Annotated in this window: 14 protein-coding genes; 9 read left to right on the top strand and 5 right to left on the bottom strand. The window is 66.0% G+C overall.

Annotated features, from left to right (window positions below):
- Positions 1–118: 118 nt before the first annotated feature.
- From KAK09_RS02775 to KAK09_RS02740, 8 genes are all read left to right on the top strand, one after another.
- Positions 119–700: an anthranilate synthase component II gene (locus KAK09_RS02775; RefSeq protein WP_210877289.1), complete on the top strand. Its 582-nt coding sequence runs from the start codon at positions 119–121 to the stop codon at positions 698–700.
- A complete protein-coding gene (gene trpD / locus KAK09_RS02770) occupies positions 697–1,716 on the top strand; it encodes an anthranilate phosphoribosyltransferase (protein WP_210877288.1) in 1,020 nt (339 codons plus the stop codon). The genes KAK09_RS02775 and trpD overlap by 4 nt, the downstream gene beginning before the upstream one ends.
- Complete coding sequence (gene trpC, locus KAK09_RS02765) at positions 1,713–2,528, top strand: indole-3-glycerol phosphate synthase TrpC (RefSeq protein ID WP_210877287.1); 816 nt, start codon at positions 1,713–1,715, stop codon at positions 2,526–2,528. Before trpD ends, trpC begins: the two co-directional genes overlap by 4 nt.
- Positions 2,529–3,005 (top strand): cyclic pyranopterin monophosphate synthase MoaC, encoded by a 477-nt coding sequence (moaC, locus tag KAK09_RS02760; RefSeq protein WP_210877286.1) that lies wholly within the window; start codon positions 2,529–2,531, stop codon positions 3,003–3,005.
- Positions 3,002–4,171: a molybdopterin molybdotransferase MoeA gene (locus KAK09_RS02755; protein ID WP_210877285.1), complete on the top strand. Its 1,170-nt coding sequence runs from the start codon at positions 3,002–3,004 to the stop codon at positions 4,169–4,171. The genes moaC and KAK09_RS02755 overlap by 4 nt, the downstream gene beginning before the upstream one ends.
- A gap of 128 nt (positions 4,172–4,299) precedes the next feature.
- Positions 4,300–4,761 carry a (2Fe-2S)-binding protein gene (locus KAK09_RS02750; protein WP_210877284.1) on the top strand — a complete coding sequence of 154 codons (462 nt, stop codon included), beginning with the start codon at positions 4,300–4,302 and terminating at the stop codon, positions 4,759–4,761.
- A 1-nt stretch (position 4,762) separates the two neighbouring features.
- A complete protein-coding gene (locus KAK09_RS02745) occupies positions 4,763–7,000 on the top strand; it encodes a xanthine dehydrogenase family protein molybdopterin-binding subunit (RefSeq protein WP_210877283.1) in 2,238 nt (745 codons plus the stop codon).
- Positions 7,001–7,150: 150 nt separating this feature from the next.
- Complete coding sequence (locus KAK09_RS02740) at positions 7,151–8,509, top strand: GntP family permease (protein ID WP_210877282.1); 1,359 nt, start codon at positions 7,151–7,153, stop codon at positions 8,507–8,509.
- A gap of 1 nt (position 8,510) precedes the next feature.
- Here KAK09_RS02740 and KAK09_RS02735 read toward each other — a convergent pair whose 3' ends face one another.
- Entirely contained in the window at positions 8,511–8,921 is a 411-nt protein-coding gene (locus tag KAK09_RS02735) for a group III truncated hemoglobin (RefSeq protein ID WP_210877374.1), read from the bottom strand.
- A 214-nt stretch (positions 8,922–9,135) separates the two neighbouring features.
- Here KAK09_RS02735 and ileS point away from each other — a divergent pair, with 214 nt between their 5' ends.
- Positions 9,136–12,045, top strand: coding sequence for an isoleucine--tRNA ligase (gene ileS / locus KAK09_RS02730; protein WP_210877281.1), 2,910 nt, complete (start codon positions 9,136–9,138; stop codon positions 12,043–12,045).
- Positions 12,046–12,123: 78 nt separating this feature from the next.
- Here the strand turns inward: ileS and KAK09_RS02725 are convergent, their stop codons facing one another.
- From KAK09_RS02725 to KAK09_RS02710, 4 genes are all read right to left on the bottom strand, one after another.
- A complete protein-coding gene (locus tag KAK09_RS02725; protein WP_210877280.1) occupies positions 12,124–13,662 on the bottom strand; it encodes a trimethylamine methyltransferase family protein in 1,539 nt (512 codons plus the stop codon).
- 205 nt (positions 13,663–13,867) lie between these two features.
- On the bottom strand, positions 13,868–14,908 hold the full coding sequence (gene choV, locus KAK09_RS02720) for a choline ABC transporter ATP-binding protein (protein WP_210877279.1): 1,041 nt from the start codon (positions 14,906–14,908) through the stop codon (positions 13,868–13,870).
- A complete protein-coding gene (gene choW, locus KAK09_RS02715) occupies positions 14,905–15,741 on the bottom strand; it encodes a choline ABC transporter permease subunit (RefSeq protein WP_210877278.1) in 837 nt (278 codons plus the stop codon). The genes choV and choW overlap by 4 nt, the downstream gene beginning before the upstream one ends.
- Positions 15,741–16,466 carry a GIY-YIG nuclease family protein gene (locus tag KAK09_RS02710; RefSeq protein ID WP_210877277.1) on the bottom strand — a complete coding sequence of 242 codons (726 nt, stop codon included), beginning with the start codon at positions 16,464–16,466 and terminating at the stop codon, positions 15,741–15,743. Before KAK09_RS02710 ends, choW begins: the two co-directional genes overlap by 1 nt.

Genomic DNA, 16,466 nt, shown 5'->3' with positions numbered 1-16,466 from the left:
TCTGCCCGTTTGCCGTCATTCCGGCCTAGCGCCCCTTGACGGTGCCGCGCAAGCCTGAACAAGTATACCCCGACCGGCCCCGAGGCCAACAGCCCCCTTGACCGAAGGACAGGCGCAGATGCTGCTCTTGATCGACAATTACGACAGTTTTACCTACAACCTCGTGCATTATGTGGGCGAGTTGGGGGCCGAGACGCGCGTTGTGCGCAATGATGCGCTCGACGTGCAGCAGGCGATGGCGTTCCGGCCTGCCGGTATTCTCTTGTCTCCGGGCCCCTGCGACCCGGATCAGGCGGGGATCTGCCTGCCGCTGACGCTGGCCGCTGCCGAGGCGGGAATCCCGCTTCTGGGCGTCTGTCTTGGCCATCAGACCATCGGGCAGGCGTTCGGCGGGCGGGTGGTGCGCCATTCCGAGATCGTGCATGGCAAGATGGGCGTGATCCACCATACCGGCCAGAGCGTGTTCGAGGGTCTGCCCTCGCCGTTCGAGGCGACGCGCTATCATTCCCTCGTGGTCGAGCGCGAGAGCCTTCCCGATTGTCTGGAGATCACCGCCGAACTGGCCGATGGCACCATCATGGGCCTGCGTCACCGCGAGCACGAAATCCACGGCGTGCAGTTTCACCCGGAATCCATTGCCTCGCAGCATGGCCACGCACTGTTGCGCAATTTCCTGAACCGCATGAAGGTGCCGGCATGAGCGATATCCGCCCTCTGATCGGCGCCGCCGCCGACCGCGCGCTGACCCGGCCCGAGGCCGAAGCGGCGTTCGAGATCCTTTTTGCCGGAGAGGCCACGCCGGCGCAGACCGGCGGGTTTCTGATGGCCCTGCGCACGCGCGGAGAAACGGTGAACGAATACGCCGCCGCCGCTGCCGTGATGCGTGCCAAGTGCCACAAGGTGCGCGCGCCCGAAGGGGCCATGGACATCGTCGGCACCGGCGGCGACGGCAAGGGCACGCTCAACATCTCGACCGCGACGGCGCTGGTGGTGGCGGGCTCGGGCGTGCCGGTGGCCAAGCACGGCAACCGCAACCTGTCGTCCAAGTCTGGCGCGGCGGATGCGCTCTCGGCGCTTGGCGTCAAGGTGATGATCAGCGCCGAGGCGGTCGAGAAGGTGCTGGCCGAGGTCGGCATCGCCTTCATGATGGCGCCCATGCATCACCCGGCCATGGCCCATGTCGGCCCCGTCCGGGCTGAGCTTGGCACGCGCACGATCTTCAACATTCTCGGGCCGTTGACCAATCCGGCGGGGGTCAAGCGGCAGTTGACCGGCGCGTTCTCACGCAGCCTGATCCGCCCCATGGCCGAGACTCTGGGGCAGCTTGGCTCCGAGCGCGCCTGGCTGGTCCATGGCAGTGACGGCACAGACGAGATGACGATTACCGGCGTTACCTGGCTCGCCGCGCTGGAAGAAGATGGCACGATCCGCGAGGCGGAATTGCACCCCGAGGATTTCGGCCTGCCCGTGCACCCGTTCGAGGCGATTCTTGGCGGCACGCCCGAGGAAAACGCCGCAGCGCTTTCGGCGCTTCTCGATGGGGCGACGGGGGCGTATCGCGATGCGGTGTTGCTCAATGCCGCTGCCGCGCTCACCGTGGCGGGGCGCGTGGACGATCTGCGCGACGGCGTGGCCATGGCCGCCGAGAGCATCGATAGCGGGTCGGCGCGCGCGCGCCTTACCGCTTTGGCGAAACTGACATCGGAGGCCGCATGAATACCCCGACCATCCTGGAACAGATCAAGGCCTACAAGCTGGACGAGATCGCGGCGGCGAAGGCCGAGCGCCCGCTTGACGAGATCGAAACGCAGGCACGTGGGGCCTCTGCCGTGCGTCCCTTTGCCGAGGCTCTCCTGAAGGCGTCGAAAACGGGTTATGGCCTGATCGCCGAGATCAAGAAGGCAAGCCCCTCCAAGGGCCTGATCCGGGCCGATTTCGATCCGCCCGCGCTGGCGCGCGCCTATGCCGAGGGCGGGGCTACCTGTCTTTCGGTGCTGACGGACGGGCCGAGTTTTCAGGGTGCGCCCGAGTATCTCACCGAGGCGCGCGCCGCCTGCGACCTGCCGGTGCTGCGCAAGGATTTCATGTATGACCCCTATCAGGTGGCCGAGGCGCGCGCCTGGGGGGCCGATTGCATCCTGATCATCATGGCGAGCGTGTCCGACGCGCAGGCCGCCGAGCTTGAGGCGGCGGCGACTGATTGGGGGATGGATGCGCTCATCGAGGTGCATAACTGCGAAGAGCTTGAACGCGCCACCGCCCTCAGCTCTATGATGATCGGCATCAACAACCGTGACCTCAACACCTTCGAGACCTCGCTCGACACCACCCGCAACCTGTCGAAGTTCGTGCCCCCAGAGCGCATGATCGTGAGCGAAAGCGGCATTGCCACCTCCGACGATCTGGCCGAGATGGCGCGTTATGGCGCGCGCTCCTTCCTTATCGGCGAGACGCTGATGCGCGCCGATGACGTGGTGGCGGCCACGCGCGGCCTGCTGGCCAATCCGTTGACAGCCGGGGGCTTCTGAATGACGGGGCTCAGCCATTTCGACGCGGCGGGCCACGCCCATATGGTCGATGTCTCCGACAAGCCCGTGACCGACCGCATGGCCGTGGCCGAGGGCCATGTGCGCATGGCGCGCACCACCTATGACATGATCGCCGAGGGGCGCGCGAAAAAGGGTGACGTGCTTTCGGTCGCGCGGCTGGCGGGGATCATGGGGGCCAAGAAGACGCCCGATCTGATCCCGCTGTGTCATCCGCTTCCCGTCACCAAGGTGGCGGTAGAGTTGACGCTCGATCCCGATCTGCCGGGTGTGCGAATAGAGGCGACGGTCAAGACATCGGGGCAGACGGGGGTGGAGATGGAGGCGCTGACGGCGGTCTCGATCGCTGCCCTCACCGTCTATGACATGGCCAAGGCGGTGGACAAGGCGATGGAGATGGGCGGCATCCGCCTGCTTCTGAAGGATGGCGGCAAATCCGGGCGGTATGAGGCGACATGATATCGGTTGGCGAGGCCCTCGCCGCGCTTTTTGCGCTGGTTGACCCGTTGGAGGTGGAGGAGGTGCCACTGTCCGAGGCCGCAGGCCGCGTGCTCGCGCGCGATGTGGCGGCAGGCCGCGATCAGCCTCCCTTTGCCGCCTCTGCCATGGATGGCTATGCGGTGGCCGATACCCTGTCCCCCGGCGCTGTGCTGCGTGTCATCGGCGAGGCGGCGGCGGGGCATGGGTTCGGGGCCGCCGTCGGGCCGGGCGAGGCGGTGCGCATATTTACCGGCGCGCCGGTGCCCGAGGGCGCGACCCGCGTGGTCATGCAGGAGGATGTGACGCGCGACGGCGACCGGATTACCCTCGGCGATAACATCGGGGCATCCGACAACATCCGCCCCGTAGGCGGCGATTTCCACATGGGCGAGGTGATCCCCGCCCCGCGCCGTCTGCGCCCCGCTGATCTGGCGCTGCTGGCCTCGATGAACATCGCCCGCGTTCCGGTGCATCGCCGCCCGGAGGTTGCGCTGATCGCCACTGGCGACGAGCTTGTCATGCCCGGAGAGACCCCCGGCCCCGATCAGATCGTGGCCTCCAACGGTTTTGGCCTCAAGGCGCTGTTCGAGAGCCACGGCGCAGTGGCGCGTCTTCTGCCGATTGCCCGCGACACGCGCGCTTCGCTTGAGGCGGTGCTGGGGCTGGCCGAGGGCAATGACCTGATCGTGACCATCGGTGGGGCCTCGGTGGGCGATCACGACCTTGTCGCGCGGCTGGGGTCCGAGCTTGGGATGGCGCGCGCCTTCTACAAGGTCGCGATGCGCCCCGGCAAGCCGTTGATGGCGGGCCGCATGGGGGGGGCGGCGATGGTGGGACTGCCGGGCAACCCGGTCTCGGCCATGGTCTGCGGGCAGGTTTTTGTCGTGCCGATGCTGAGCAGGATGCAGGGGCTTGGGGCCGTGCCCGCGCCGCGCCTGACGGCGCGCCTTGCCGCGCCTCTGCCCGGAAACGGCCCGCGCGAGCATTACATGCGCGCGCGTCTTGGCCCCGAAGGTATTACGGCCGAGGACCGGCAGGACAGTTCCCTTCTGAGCATCCTCGCCCACGCCGACGCGCTGCTTGTGCGCCCGCCGCACGATCCGGCGCGTGAGGTGGGAGAGTTGGTAGACTATCTGCCGATCTGAGGAGGTCTCGGCGGCGAATCCGGACGTTGTTGTCGCACGTGGCTGCCAGGCGCTGGAACTCCACGTTCCCTCTGGACACCTGAACCGATCAGTTTATCCTGATCGATGAAGCACAGGGAGAGGCCGCCATGCCGCTGACCGTGAACGGGACCGATTTTCCGACCCATGGGCTTGATCCCGACATGCCGCTTTTGTGGGTGCTGCGCGATGTGCTGGGTCTGACGGGAACGAAATACGGCTGCGGCATCGCGCAATGCGGGGCCTGCACGGTGCATATTGACGGTGTGGCAACGCGGTCCTGTCAGGTGGCGCTTGGCGATGTCTGGGGACCGGTCACCACGATCGAGGGGTTGGGCACGCCCGAGACGCCACACCCGGTGCAGGCGGCCTGGATCGCGACGCAGGTGGCGCAATGCGGCTATTGCCAGTCGGGGCAGATCATGCAGGCGGCGGGCCTGCTGGCCGAGGTGGCAGATCCGACCGACGCCGAGATCGACGACGCCATGTCGGGTAATCTGTGCCGTTGCGGAACCTATCCGCGCATCCGCGCGGCCGTTCGTGCCGCCGCGCGCGCGATGAAGGGGGCCTGAGATGGGACGCGCGCGGACCATCGCCCGGCGGAGTTTCCTCATCGGATCGGCAGCCATCGCGGGCGGCGTGGCCTTTGGCGTCTGGCGGTTCAAGACGCCTTACGCCAACCCGCTCTTGCGCGACCTGCCCGAGGGGGCGGCGGCGCTCACGCCCTATGTGATCATCACCGCCGAGGCGATCACGCTGATCACGCCGCGCGCCGACAAGGGGCAAGGGGCCACCTCGGTGCAGGCGGCGCTGATCGCCGAGGAACTGGATGTGGGACTTGATCAGGTCAGCACCGATCCTGGCCCGCCAAGCCGCGCCTATTGGAACACGGCGCTGTCGTCCGAGGCGGTGCCGTTCCGGGCGACCGATCAGGGCTGGTTGGCAGAGACCGCGCGCGGCGCGATGGCAGCCCCGATGAAGTTTCTCGGTATGCAGATCACCGGCGGATCGACCACCGTGCCGGATGGCTATGAGAAGCTGCGCCGCGCGGGGGCTGTGGCGCGCGAGACACTGAAAGCGGCGGCGGCGCGGTTGCACGGTCTGGAGGTGGCAACCCTCACGACCGAACGGGGCGCGGTGGTCCTGCCCGACGGCACGCGGCTCAGCTACCAGAGTTTGGCCGCCGAGGCGGCGCTGACCGAGCCTGTCACCAAGGTGGCGCTGCGCGATCCAGCAGGTTGGCGGCTTCTCACAAAGCCGATGCAGCGCATTGATATCGTGGCGAAATCCACCGGAAAACAGGATTACGGCATCGACGTGACGCGGCCTGACATGCTCTATGCCGCCGTGCGGCTGGCCCCGCAGGGCGCGGCGCTGCGGGGCTTTGACGCGACCCGTGCCGAGACGATGCGCGGGGTGGAAAAGGTGCTGGCCCTGCCCGGTGGCGTGGCCGTCATTGCCACAAGCACATGGCACGCGATGCAGGGCGCGCAGGCGATCATGCTTGATCATGGCCCCGCCCCGTTTCCGCCCGACATGGCGGGGCATTGGCAGGCACTCTCGGAGAGTTTCGACAGCGCGCGGCAAGACAGCCAATTCCGCGACGAGGGCGATGTGGAGGCCGCGCTGGCCGAATCAACGGATGTCGAGGCCGAGTATCGCGCGCCCTATCTGGCCCATGCGCCGCTGGAGCCGCTCAATGCCACGGTGCTTTACACGCCCGCGCGCGTCGATGTCTGGACCGGCACGCAGGTGCCGCGTTTCGTCCAGAAAAACGTGGCCGCGATCACCGGCCTGGCCGCCGAGGCCATCCATGTGCACGCGCAGATGATCGGCGGCAGTTTCGGGCACCGGCTGGAGGATGAGGTGACGCGCCATGCCGCCCGGATCGCCATGGCGGTGCCTGGGCGTCCGGTCAAACTCACCTATTCGCGGGAGGAGGACATGGGCCATGACTTTCCCCGACAGATCGCCATGGCGCGCGGGCGCGGTCGGGTGGCGGGGGGCCGGGTCGTGGCGGTCGATCTGGGCATCGCCATGCCCTCGGTCATCGCGTCGCAGATGGGGCGGCAGAACATCCCCGCCCCCGGCCCCGATCTTCAGATCGTGGCGGGGGCCTGGGATCAGCCCTTTGCCATCCCGCATTACCGGGTGACGGGCTATCGCGCACCGGAACTGGCACCCGTCTCAAGCTGGCGGTCGGTGGGCGCGTCCACCAACGGGTTCTTCCACGAAAGCCTGTTGGATGAGGTGATCCACGCCGCCGGGGCCGACCCGCTGGAGGAACGTCTGCGGCTCTGCGATCACGGCCCTTCGCGCGCGGTGCTGGAGGCCGTGGGCGAGATGTCGGGCTGGGGCGCGCCGATGGCCGCGGGGCGCGGGCGCGGCGTGGCGTTCTGCCTCTCGTTCGGGGTGCCCTGCGCGATGGTGGTGGAGGTGACGCAGACCGCCGAGGGCATCCGCCTCGATCACGTCCATGTCGCTGCCGAGGTGGGGCGCGTGCTCGATCCGGTGAATTTCGACGGGCTGGTGAAGGGCGGCGTGGTCTTTGGCCTTGGTCATGCGATGCATGGTCAGATCACCTATGAGGGGGGCGTGACCGAGCAGACGAATTTCGACACATTCCGCGCCATGCGCCTTTGTCAATGCCCCGAAATCACCGTGCGCGGGCTGGAAAATGGCGAGCGCATTCGCGGCATCGGAGAGCCGCCGGTGCCGCCCGCCGCCCCGGCGCTGGCCAATGCGATCTTTGCTGCGACGGGCAGTCGGGTTCGGGAAATGCCGTTCGACCAGCATATCGGGTTCGTCTGACGCGCCCATTTGTCCGCCCGGCCGCCGGGCCGGGACTTCTCTTGCGGCGACGACGAGAGGCGCGGGTTTTCCGGCTGCGGGCGTCGGTTACTGGCTGGCAACCCGAGTCGTTATTCGTTATGCTGCGCTGCAGAAAAAGTGGGGTGCGGCATGGCGGTTCTTCTCATCCTTGTGGCGCTTGGCCTGCTGATCGCGGGGGCCTGGGCAGGGGTGTCGGTGCTGGTGCTGGCCCCGGTGCTGGCGGCGCTGGTGGCGGCGCTGTCGGGCGCGCCGGTGTTGGCGGGCTATACGCAGGTGTTCATGGAGGCGGCGGGGGGGTTTGTGGTGGCCTTCTTTCCGCTGTTCCTGCTGGGCGCACTTTTCGGCCGGGTGATGGAGGTCTCGGGCGCGGCGCAGCGCATCGCCACGGCCATCGCAGGTGCGCTTGGTGCGGGCAATGCCATTCTGGCGCTGGTGCTGGCCTGCGCGGTGCTGACCTATGGCGGCGTGTCGCTTTTCGTGGTGGCCTTTGCCGCCTGGCCGCTGGCGCGCGCGCTCTTCGCCGAGACGGGGTTGCCCGCGCGCCTTATCCCGGCGACCATCGCTTTGGGGGCCTTCACGTTTACCATGACGGCGCTGCCCGGCACGCCGTCGATTCAGAACGCGATCCCGATGGCCACCTTCGGCACCACGCCCTTTGCCGCACCGGGGCTGGGGGTAATCGCGGCGCTTGTGATGCTGGGCTTGGGCATGGTCTGGCTGCGTCTGCGCGCGCGCTGGCTGGCAGGCGAGGACGCGCCCGCGCGGCCCGAGGGCGGGGCGGCGCAAGGCACTCTGCCGCTCTGGCGCGCGGCGTTGCCGATCCTGTCGGTGGCGGTGGTGACGCTGGCCATGGGCGTTGCCATCCTGCCCGCGCTCGACACCGGCTATCTGGCGCTCCCGCTTTATGGCGAGACCGATCTGGCGCGGGTCAAGGGCCTCTGGTCCGTGATCGCGGCGCTGAGCGTGGCGCTGGTGCTGGCGCTTCTGGCCACGCGCCCGCCACAGGTCATGCAGGCGCTCAACAAGGGGGCCGAGGCCGCGCTCTTGCCGCTTTTCAATACTGCGAGCCTTGTGGGCTTTGGCGCGGTCATCGCCACCTTGCCGGGCTTCGAGATCCTGCGGGCCAGTCTCGACGGGCTGTCGGGGGGCAATGTGCTGATCTCGGCGGCGCTGTCGTCAAGCGCGCTTGCCGGGATCACCGGCTCGGCCTCGGGGGGCATGTCGATCGCGCTTGACGTGCTGGGGGTCGCGATGCTGGCCGAGGCGGCGGTGCAGGGTGTCGATCCGGCGCTTCTGCACCGGGTGGTAGCGGTGGCGACCGGGGGCCTTGACACCCTGCCGCACAATGGCGCGGTGATCACGCTGCTGGGCATCTGCGGGATGAGCCATCGGCAAGCCTATGGCGATATCTTCATGGTGGCGGTCATCGGCCCGGTGCTGGCCTGCGCACTGATCATCGGGCTGGGGACGGTTCTGGGTGCCTTCTGAGTTATCGTAGCTTCGGCACGCCGCCGGGATGGGTGCTGCGATCCACAACGCCCGCGCGCAAGGACCGCCCGATACGATGCGCCAGCGCCGACCATGCGGTGGCCTGATCGGGCGACAGTTCGCGCGCCAGAACGGCATCGAACAGCGCCAGCCAGGTCGAGAACATGCCCGGCTGAACATTGCGCGCGTTCACATGCGCCGCCATCGGAGAGCCGTCATAGCAGCGTTCGTGCAGGATCGTGCTGGCCCAGAAATCGGTGATCTTCGCCTCATGCGCGGGCCAGTCGGTGACATGGACGGCAAAGACCGGGCCAAGGCCGGGATGGGCGCGCACGGCGGTGTAGAAGGCCGCGATCACCCGCGCGATCTCGGGTCGGGTGATGGGAAAACGCGGGGGCAGGGCGGTGTTCATGGCGCTTATGTGGCGCGTCGCGCGCGGCGTGGCAATCCCCCTCTGGACGCTTGGCGAGCGCGCGCCTATAACGCGGGCCATGACGCACCGTGCCGCGATCATCATTCGAATTACATGCCCGGCGCTCTGACCAAGTCGAGCTGCCGGGACAAGGCGTTGGAGCGATCGCGCCGCCTCTCTCCCAATATCCCAAGACCTGACGAAGGACGCCCCCATGTGCGCCGACCTGCCCGATTACAAGGACACGCTCAACCTGCCCGAAACCGATTTTCCGATGCGCGCGGGCCTGCCGCAGCGCGAGCCAGAGTGGCTGGAACGGTGGGCGCGGATCGGGGTATATGAGCGGCTGCGGGAGAAGGCACAAACCCGCAAGCCCTTCACGCTCCATGATGGCCCGCCCTATGCCAACGGGCATCTGCATATCGGTCATGCGCTGAACAAGATCCTCAAGGATATGGTGGTGCGCTCGCAGCAGATGATGGGCCGCGACGCGCGCTATATCCCCGGCTGGGATTGCCACGGTCTGCCGATCGAATGGAAGATCGAGGAGCAATACCGCACCAAGGGCAAGAACAAGGACGAGGTCGATATCGTCGATTTCCGGCAGGAATGCCGCAAGTTCGCTGAAGGCTGGATCGACATCCAGCGCGAGGAGTTCAAGCGGCTGGGGATCACCGGCTGTTGGGATCGCCCGTATCTGACGATGGATTTCCGCGCCGAGCGGATCATCGCGGAGGAATTTCAGAAATTCCTGATGACCGGCGTGCTCTATCAGGGGTCAAAGCCCGTGATGTGGTCGCCGATCGAAAAGACCGCTCTGGCCGAGGCGGAGGTGGAGTATCACGACAAGGAGAGCTTCACGGTCTGGGTGAAGTTTCGGGTGCATCAGGGGGCGGGTGATCTGGAGAACGCCCATGTGGTGATCTGGACCACGACGCCCTGGACCATGCCCTCCAACAAGGCGGTGGTCTATGGAGAGGCGATTTCCTACGGTCTCTATGAAGTGACCGCCACGCCCGAGGAATGTTGGGCCTCGGTGGGGGATCGTTTCATCCTCGCTGATGCCCGTGCCGAGGATATCATGACCCGCGCGCGGCTATCGGATGGCATGTATCGCAGGCTCCGCGATGTGACGAGCGATGAGCTTGGGCGCCTGTCGCTGCGCCACCCGCTTGCCGGGGCCGAAGGCTCAAACGGCGAATGGGACGATCTGCGCGATTTCCGAGCTGCCGATTTCGTGACTGACGAGGAGGGCACCGGATTCGTGCATTGCGCGCCCTCGCACGGGATGGAGGAATACGAACTTTACCGCGATCTGGGGATGTTGGGGCAGGTCATCACCTACAACGTGATGGATGACGGCTCTTTCCGGCCCGATCTGCCGTTTTTTGGCGGCAAGTTCATCCTTGATCGCAAGGGCAAAGAGGGCAACGCCAACAAGGCCGTGATCGACAAGTTGATCGAGGTTGGCGGGCTGCTGGCGCGCGGCAAGATCAAGCACAGCTATCCGCATTCATGGCGCTCCAAGGCGCCCGTGATCTATCGCAACACGCCGCAGTGGTTTGCGGCGATTGACCGCGCGGTGGGAGACGGGCAGGACGATTACGGCACGACCATTCGCGAACGCGCGCTGCGCTCGATTGACGAGCTGGTGACATGGACGCCCAAGACCGGGCGCAACCGGCTCTACTCGATGATCGAGGCGCGGCCCGACTGGGTGCTGAGCCGTCAGCGTGCCTGGGGTGTGCCGCTCACCTGTTTTGTGAAAAACGGCGCGCAACCAACGGATTCCGATTACCTTTTACGGAATGCAGAGGTCAACGCGCGCATCCTCGCGGCCTTCGAGCAAGAGGGCGCGGACGCCTGGTATAAAGAGGGCGCCAAGGAGCGGTTCCTTGAGGGCATCGTCAACCCGGACGACTGGCACAAGGTCGATGACATTCTCGATGTGTGGTTCGATTCCGGCTCCACCCATGCCTTCGTGCTGCGCGACCGGGCGGATGGGTCCGAGGACGGAATCGCGGACCTCTATCTGGAGGGCACCGATCAGCACCGGGGCTGGTTCCATTCCTCGATGTTGCAGGCCTGCGGCACGATCGGGCACGCGCCCTATCGCGGTGTGCTGACCCATGGCTTCACGCTGGACGAGAAGGGCAACAAGATGTCCAAATCGCTCGGCAATACCGTGGCCCCCGAGGAGGTGGTCAAGCAATACGGAGCCGATATCCTGCGGCTTTGGGTGGCGCAGGCGGATTACACCGCCGATCTGCGGATCGGGCCGGAGATCCTCAAGGGCGTCGCGGACAGCTATCGCCGGTTGCGCAACACGATGCGCTTCATGCTCGGCGCGCTGTCGCATTTCTCGGAGGCCGACCGGGTCGTGCCCGCCGAAATGCCCGAGCTTGAACGGTGGGTGCTGCACCGGCTGGCGGAGCTGGATCACAAGGTGAGAAAAGGCTATGAAATCTATGATTTTCAAGGTGTTTTTCAGCAACTTTTCAACTTCTGCACGCTTGATCTAAGCGCGTTCTACTTCGACATCCGCAAGGACGCGCTCTATTGCGACGGCGACACGGCGCGCCGCCGCGCCGCGCGCACGGTGATGGATCTGGTGTTTCAGCGCCTGACCACCTGGCTCGCCCCGGTGCTGGTGTTCACGATGGAGGATGTGTGGCTTTCTCGCTTTCCGGGCGAGGACAACTCCGTGCACCTGAACGACATGCCCGAGACCCCCGCAGACTGGCTGGACGAGCCGCTGGCGGCGAAATGGGCGGTTGTGCGAGCCGCGCGGCGCGTGGTGACGGCGGCGCTGGAGGTTCAGCGCACCGACAAGGTGATCGGGGCAAGCCTCGAGGCCGCGCCTATTATCCATGTGCGCGATGCCGAAATGCTCAAGGCGCTAAAATCGGTGGATTTCGCGGATGTCTGCATCACGTCCGACCTGATCCTCACCGCCGATCCACGCCCCCCAGAGGCGTTCCGCCTGCCAGAGGTGGACACTGTCGGCGTGGTGTTCGAGCGCGCCGAGGGCAGGAAATGCCAGCGGTGCTGGAAGATCCTGCCCGATGTGGGCACCCACGCCCATCCCGGCACCTGCAAGCGGTGCTCCGAGGCGCTTGGCTGAGGGGGGCTAAGGGAGCGCGCCAAGGCGCGCTCCACCCTGCTCTGACCGGCTGTGTTCCTGAGCGCCCGCCGCCGCCCCTTACGCCTCCAGATGGATCGGAAACCGCGCCCGGATCGCTGCATCGGTTTCGGGGTCGAAGCGGGCGGGCGCGCGGGTGGCGAGGATGCGCTCTTTCTTTGCTGTCGCCGTGGCGATGAGATCGGGCTGACCCTGCTCGACCCATTCCTTGGGCGAGGCGCGGTTGGCGCAGGTGGGATAGAGGTAATCGCTCTGCATCCGTGCCAGCGTCTGCGGCGCACCGAGGTAATGGCCGGGGCCACCGATACAGGCGGCGCGGATTACGTCAAGGCTGAGTGTGTCCTCGTCCACCTCGATTCCGCGCGCGCAACGCAGCGCCTGCCCGATCAGGTCATCGCCCAGAATGAGCGATTCGTGGCAGAACCCCAGAAGAGAGGCGTGCATCCCTGCAGCCTCGTAGACCATGTTCAGCCCCGACAGCCCCGCCATGACGTTCGACGTGGCCTGCTCCCATCCGGCCTGCATGTCGGGCAGCTTGGCATCGGCGATCCCCGCTGCCGCACCCCCTGGCAGGCCGTAGAAGTGGTGCATTTGCGCGCAACCCGCCGTCAGCAATGCCTGCTCGCCCGATCCGCCCGACATCGCCCCGGTGCGCAGATCGCTGACAAAGGGCCATGTGCCGAAGATGGCCGGATGGCCCGGCCTGACCGCGTTGACATAGACCAGCCCCGCGAGGCACTCGGCGGTCGCCTGCACGATGGCCCCGGCAATCGGTGCAGGTGCCGTGGCCCCGGCCTGCCCGGCCGAGAGCAGCAGGATCGGCATCCCGCCCGCGATACAGGCCTCCATCACCAGACAGGATTCGGTGGCGAATTTCATCGGCGGCACGACGAAGCAGTTGGAATTGCTCACGAAGGGCCGCTCGCGCCACTTGTCCTCGCCACCCGCGATCAGGTGCAGCATCTCGAAGGCATCGGTGACGAATCCCACCTCGGTAAACGATGTCCCGACATGCTTGGTGGTGCCCGCGCAGCAGGCGTAGAGCGTATTGAGGTCCATCTCTCGATTGTCGGGAATGTCGCGGCAGACCATGGGGCGCTGCACGAAATGGATGTTGTCAAGCGTGTCGGCGATGCGCGCGGCGTCGTGCAGGTCCTGCACGGTGCTTTCGCGGTAGTTGCCGGTGGCCACATCAACCAGATGCACCGCCGCCCCCGCCGTGCCGTAATGCACGCGGGTGCCCGAGAGCGTCATGTCGTGGTGTGGGTCGCGGGCGAAAAGCGTGATCCCGCGATTGGCGCGCGCGATCGTGTCCTCGATCAGCGCGCGCGGAAAGCGTATCCGCCCGTCCTCGCCCAGAATCGCCCCCGCGCCGGTCAGGTAATCCACCCCCGAGGGCGGGGCGTCGGCAAGGCCGATTTGTTCGAGTGCGTCGAGAACAGCGGCGTGGATGCGTGTCATCTGCGCGTCAGAGAGCGGGCGATAGAGGCCGCCCTCAAGGCCGGGGCGCACCGGGCGCAGCGTGTCGGAAAGCGGATTCGCGCGGGCTTCGCGCCGGGCGGCGCGGCCGCCGGCACGGCGCGTGGCAGGGGAGGTCATGGTTTGATGAAATCCTGAAAAGCGTTGGGGATCTGTTGCGCGGTCAAGTGCGCACAGGTCGCCCCCGCGCGGCCCGGCCCCGCTCCGCCCCAATGGTTCGGATCACAAGGGCGATCTTGCTGCGTGGGTCCATCTCAAACTCCTCTGATCCGAGGAAAGCCGAATCGCGCGCGCCTGTCTGTCACGTTTGCGACGTGCGTCGTTTTCAGGCGCGCGGATCGAGCAATTTTGACAGGATGCGGTTGCGGGTGATCTGACCGAGAAGCTGGCCCTTCTCGATGACGGCCACGGGTCCATCATGGCCCTGGGCTGCCTCCATCACCTGGCGGATCGTGGCCTCGGGCGGGACGCTGCGTTCGAGGGCGGCGGCAGGGGTGCCGGTCGCCGGCTCGAACATATCGCGCGCGACGAGCACGCCCAAAGGGTTCATGTGGGCCACGAAATCGGCCACATAGGCGGTGGCGGGATCGGTGAAGATCTCTTGCGGGGTGCCGCATTGCACGATGCGCCCCCCCTCCATGATGGCGATGCGGTCGCCCAGCTTGAACGCCTCGTCAAGGTCGTGGCTGACAAAGATGATGGTGCGCCCGAGTTTCTTTTGCAGGTCGATGAGTTCATCCTGAAGATGGGTGCGGATGAGCGGGTCGAGCGCGGAAAACGGCTCGTCCATCAGAAGGATCGGGGCCTCGGTGGCAAAGGCGCGGGCGAGGCCGACGCGCTGCTGCATCCCGCCGGAGAGTTCCCCCACCTTGCGGGTGGCCCAGTCCGAGAGGTTGACCAGCGCCAACTGGCGGCTGACCCGCTCGGCCCGCTCCGCGTGCGGCACGCCCGCCAACTCGAGGCCCAGGCCCACATTCTCGGCCACCGTTCGCCATGGCAAGAGGCCGAACTGCTGGAACACCATCGCCACATGATGCTGACGCAAGCGGCGCAGGGTGGCCGGGTCGGCATGGGTGACATCGACCATGCGGTCGCCGTCGTGGATCTCCACATGGCCGCGCACCACAGGGTTGAGCCCGTTGACCGCGCGCAGGAGCGTAGACTTGCCAGAGCCGGAAAGCCCCATGAGAACAAGGATTTCTCCGGGGGAGACGCTGAGATCGCTGTCATGCACGCCCAGAACCTGCCCGGTTGCCTGCTGGATTTCGCTGCGCGATCTTCCCTCGTCCATCAGCGGCAGGGCGCGTGCGGGCGCATCGCCGAAGACGATGGAGACGCGGTTGAAACGGACAGCGGTGGTGCTCATTTCCGGTGCTCCATCCGCAACATCCGGTCGAGCACGATGGCCACCACCACGATCATCAGCCCCGCCTCGAAACCGAGCGCGATGTTGACGGTGTTGATGGCCCGAAGCACCGGCACGCCGAGGCCGTCCGCGCCGACAAGCGCGCCGATCACCACCATCGAGAGCGACAGCATGATGGTCTGATTCAGCCCCGCCATGATCTGCGGCAGGGCATAGGGTAGTTCGACCTTCCACAGTGTCTGACGGTTGGTGGCGCCGAACGCCTGCGCCGCCTCCAGCAGCGGCTGCGGTGTCGAGACCACGCCGAGATGGGTCAGGCGGATCGGGGCAGGGAGCACGAAGATCACCGTTGCGATCAGCCCCGGCACCATGCCGATCCCGAAAAACACAATTGCCGGAATGAGATAGACAAAGGCGGGCAGGGTCTGCATGAGATCCAGAACCGGCCGCATCCCGTCATAAAGGCGCGGGCGATGCGCCGCCGCGATGCCGATGGGAACCCCAATCGCCATGCACACAAGGCAGGAGGTCAGCACCAGCGTCAGGCTCTCGGTGGTCTCGATCCAGTAGCCCTGATTGAGGATGAAGAGAAAGCCCAGGGCCACGAACAGGCAGGTTTTCCAGTTGCGTTGAAACGCCCAGGTGAGGCCCACGAAAATCGCAATGATCACAACGGGGTGGGGGGTCTGAAGCAGCCAGAGAAGCGCGTCGATCAGCCCCTCCATCACCGCCGCCATCCCGTCGAAGAAGGCCGCCCCATGGTCCTGAAGCCAGAGGAAGAAGCCCTCGGCCCATTTGCCCACGGGGATCTTGTTCTCGCTCAGCCAGTCCATTAGTTCGCCTTGTTCAGTGGAATCCAGTTTGCTTGTTTTTCAGACAGGATAGCCGCATGTTCGATCATGACGCGAACAATCTTGGATTTGAGATCGGCACCCTGTCGGATGGTGCCGGTGGTCGTCATTGCATCGGTGCAGGTCTCGAGTAACACAAGCTCGCCGTCGCGGAGCCGGTTTCGCAAGTGATCGTTGACCCAGACCGACGTCGTCTGAGTTGCCCCGGGCCTGCGGTAATTCTGCATTCGTCGTTGCAGATTAACCGTTTCGCCGACATAGACGGATCGGCTGACCGGCAGTCTTATGCGGTAGAGTCCAGCGCGTGCAGGGAGGCGCGGAAAGTGCAGAGTCTCATCTAGAAACTGAATTTCGCCCACGCTTTGCCAAAAAAATTCGATGTTGATGGATGTAGGCGCGACAGCTTGGATAGTTCCATCCGGCGGCTCCGCCGGGCGGCCCCCGACCGCCCCCTCGGGCGGGGGCTTCTCCCCTCCCCGCGGTCGGGGGCTGCCTTCAGTGCCTAGTTTTGACGTTAGAGGAAGATTAGTAATCGCGCCGATAGAGGGCTTTATCCTTTGGATAAGACCCTCCTCCGCAAGTTTGCGGCAGCGAGCATTGACTTGTTGGTGGCGCGATTCAGCCCCCGGAATCATGCGCACGATTTCAGCGTCAGTGATCCCGGGTCTTTCTTCGATCAGGGCGAGAATATCGTCCCTGAGCGTCAT

It is taken from the genome of Roseovarius autotrophicus (assembly GCF_018069895.1).
Taxonomy (GTDB): domain Bacteria; phylum Pseudomonadota; class Alphaproteobacteria; order Rhodobacterales; family Rhodobacteraceae; genus Roseovarius; species Roseovarius autotrophicus.
This window is presented reverse-complemented; position numbering and strand designations above follow the sequence as displayed.

Bases quoted from the DNA above. Each gene is read 5' to 3' on its own strand.
- KAK09_RS02725 (WP_210877280.1), bottom strand. From the start codon at position 13,662: ATGACCTCCCCTGCCACGCGCCGTGCCGGCGGCCGCGCCGCCCGGCGC.
- trpD (WP_210877288.1), top strand. From the start codon at position 697: ATGAGCGATATCCGCCCTCTGATCGGCGCCGCCGCCGACCGCGCGCTG.
- KAK09_RS02735 (WP_210877374.1), bottom strand. From the start codon at position 8,921: ATGAACACCGCCCTGCCCCCGCGTTTTCCCATCACCCGACCCGAGATC.
- choW (WP_210877278.1), bottom strand. From the start codon at position 15,741: ATGGACTGGCTGAGCGAGAACAAGATCCCCGTGGGCAAATGGGCCGAG.
- moaC (WP_210877286.1), top strand. From the start codon at position 2,529: ATGACGGGGCTCAGCCATTTCGACGCGGCGGGCCACGCCCATATGGTC.
- KAK09_RS02775 (WP_210877289.1), top strand. From the start codon at position 119: ATGCTGCTCTTGATCGACAATTACGACAGTTTTACCTACAACCTCGTG.
- trpC (WP_210877287.1), top strand. From the start codon at position 1,713: ATGAATACCCCGACCATCCTGGAACAGATCAAGGCCTACAAGCTGGAC.
- KAK09_RS02750 (WP_210877284.1), top strand. From the start codon at position 4,300: ATGCCGCTGACCGTGAACGGGACCGATTTTCCGACCCATGGGCTTGAT.
- choV (WP_210877279.1), bottom strand. From the start codon at position 14,908: ATGAGCACCACCGCTGTCCGTTTCAACCGCGTCTCCATCGTCTTCGGC.
- ileS (WP_210877281.1), top strand. From the start codon at position 9,136: ATGTGCGCCGACCTGCCCGATTACAAGGACACGCTCAACCTGCCCGAA.
- KAK09_RS02710 (WP_210877277.1), bottom strand. From the start codon at position 16,466: ATGACGCTCAGGGACGATATTCTCGCCCTGATCGAAGAAAGACCCGGG.
- KAK09_RS02755 (WP_210877285.1), top strand. From the start codon at position 3,002: ATGATATCGGTTGGCGAGGCCCTCGCCGCGCTTTTTGCGCTGGTTGAC.
- KAK09_RS02745 (WP_210877283.1), top strand. From the start codon at position 4,763: ATGGGACGCGCGCGGACCATCGCCCGGCGGAGTTTCCTCATCGGATCG.
- KAK09_RS02740 (WP_210877282.1), top strand. From the start codon at position 7,151: ATGGCGGTTCTTCTCATCCTTGTGGCGCTTGGCCTGCTGATCGCGGGG.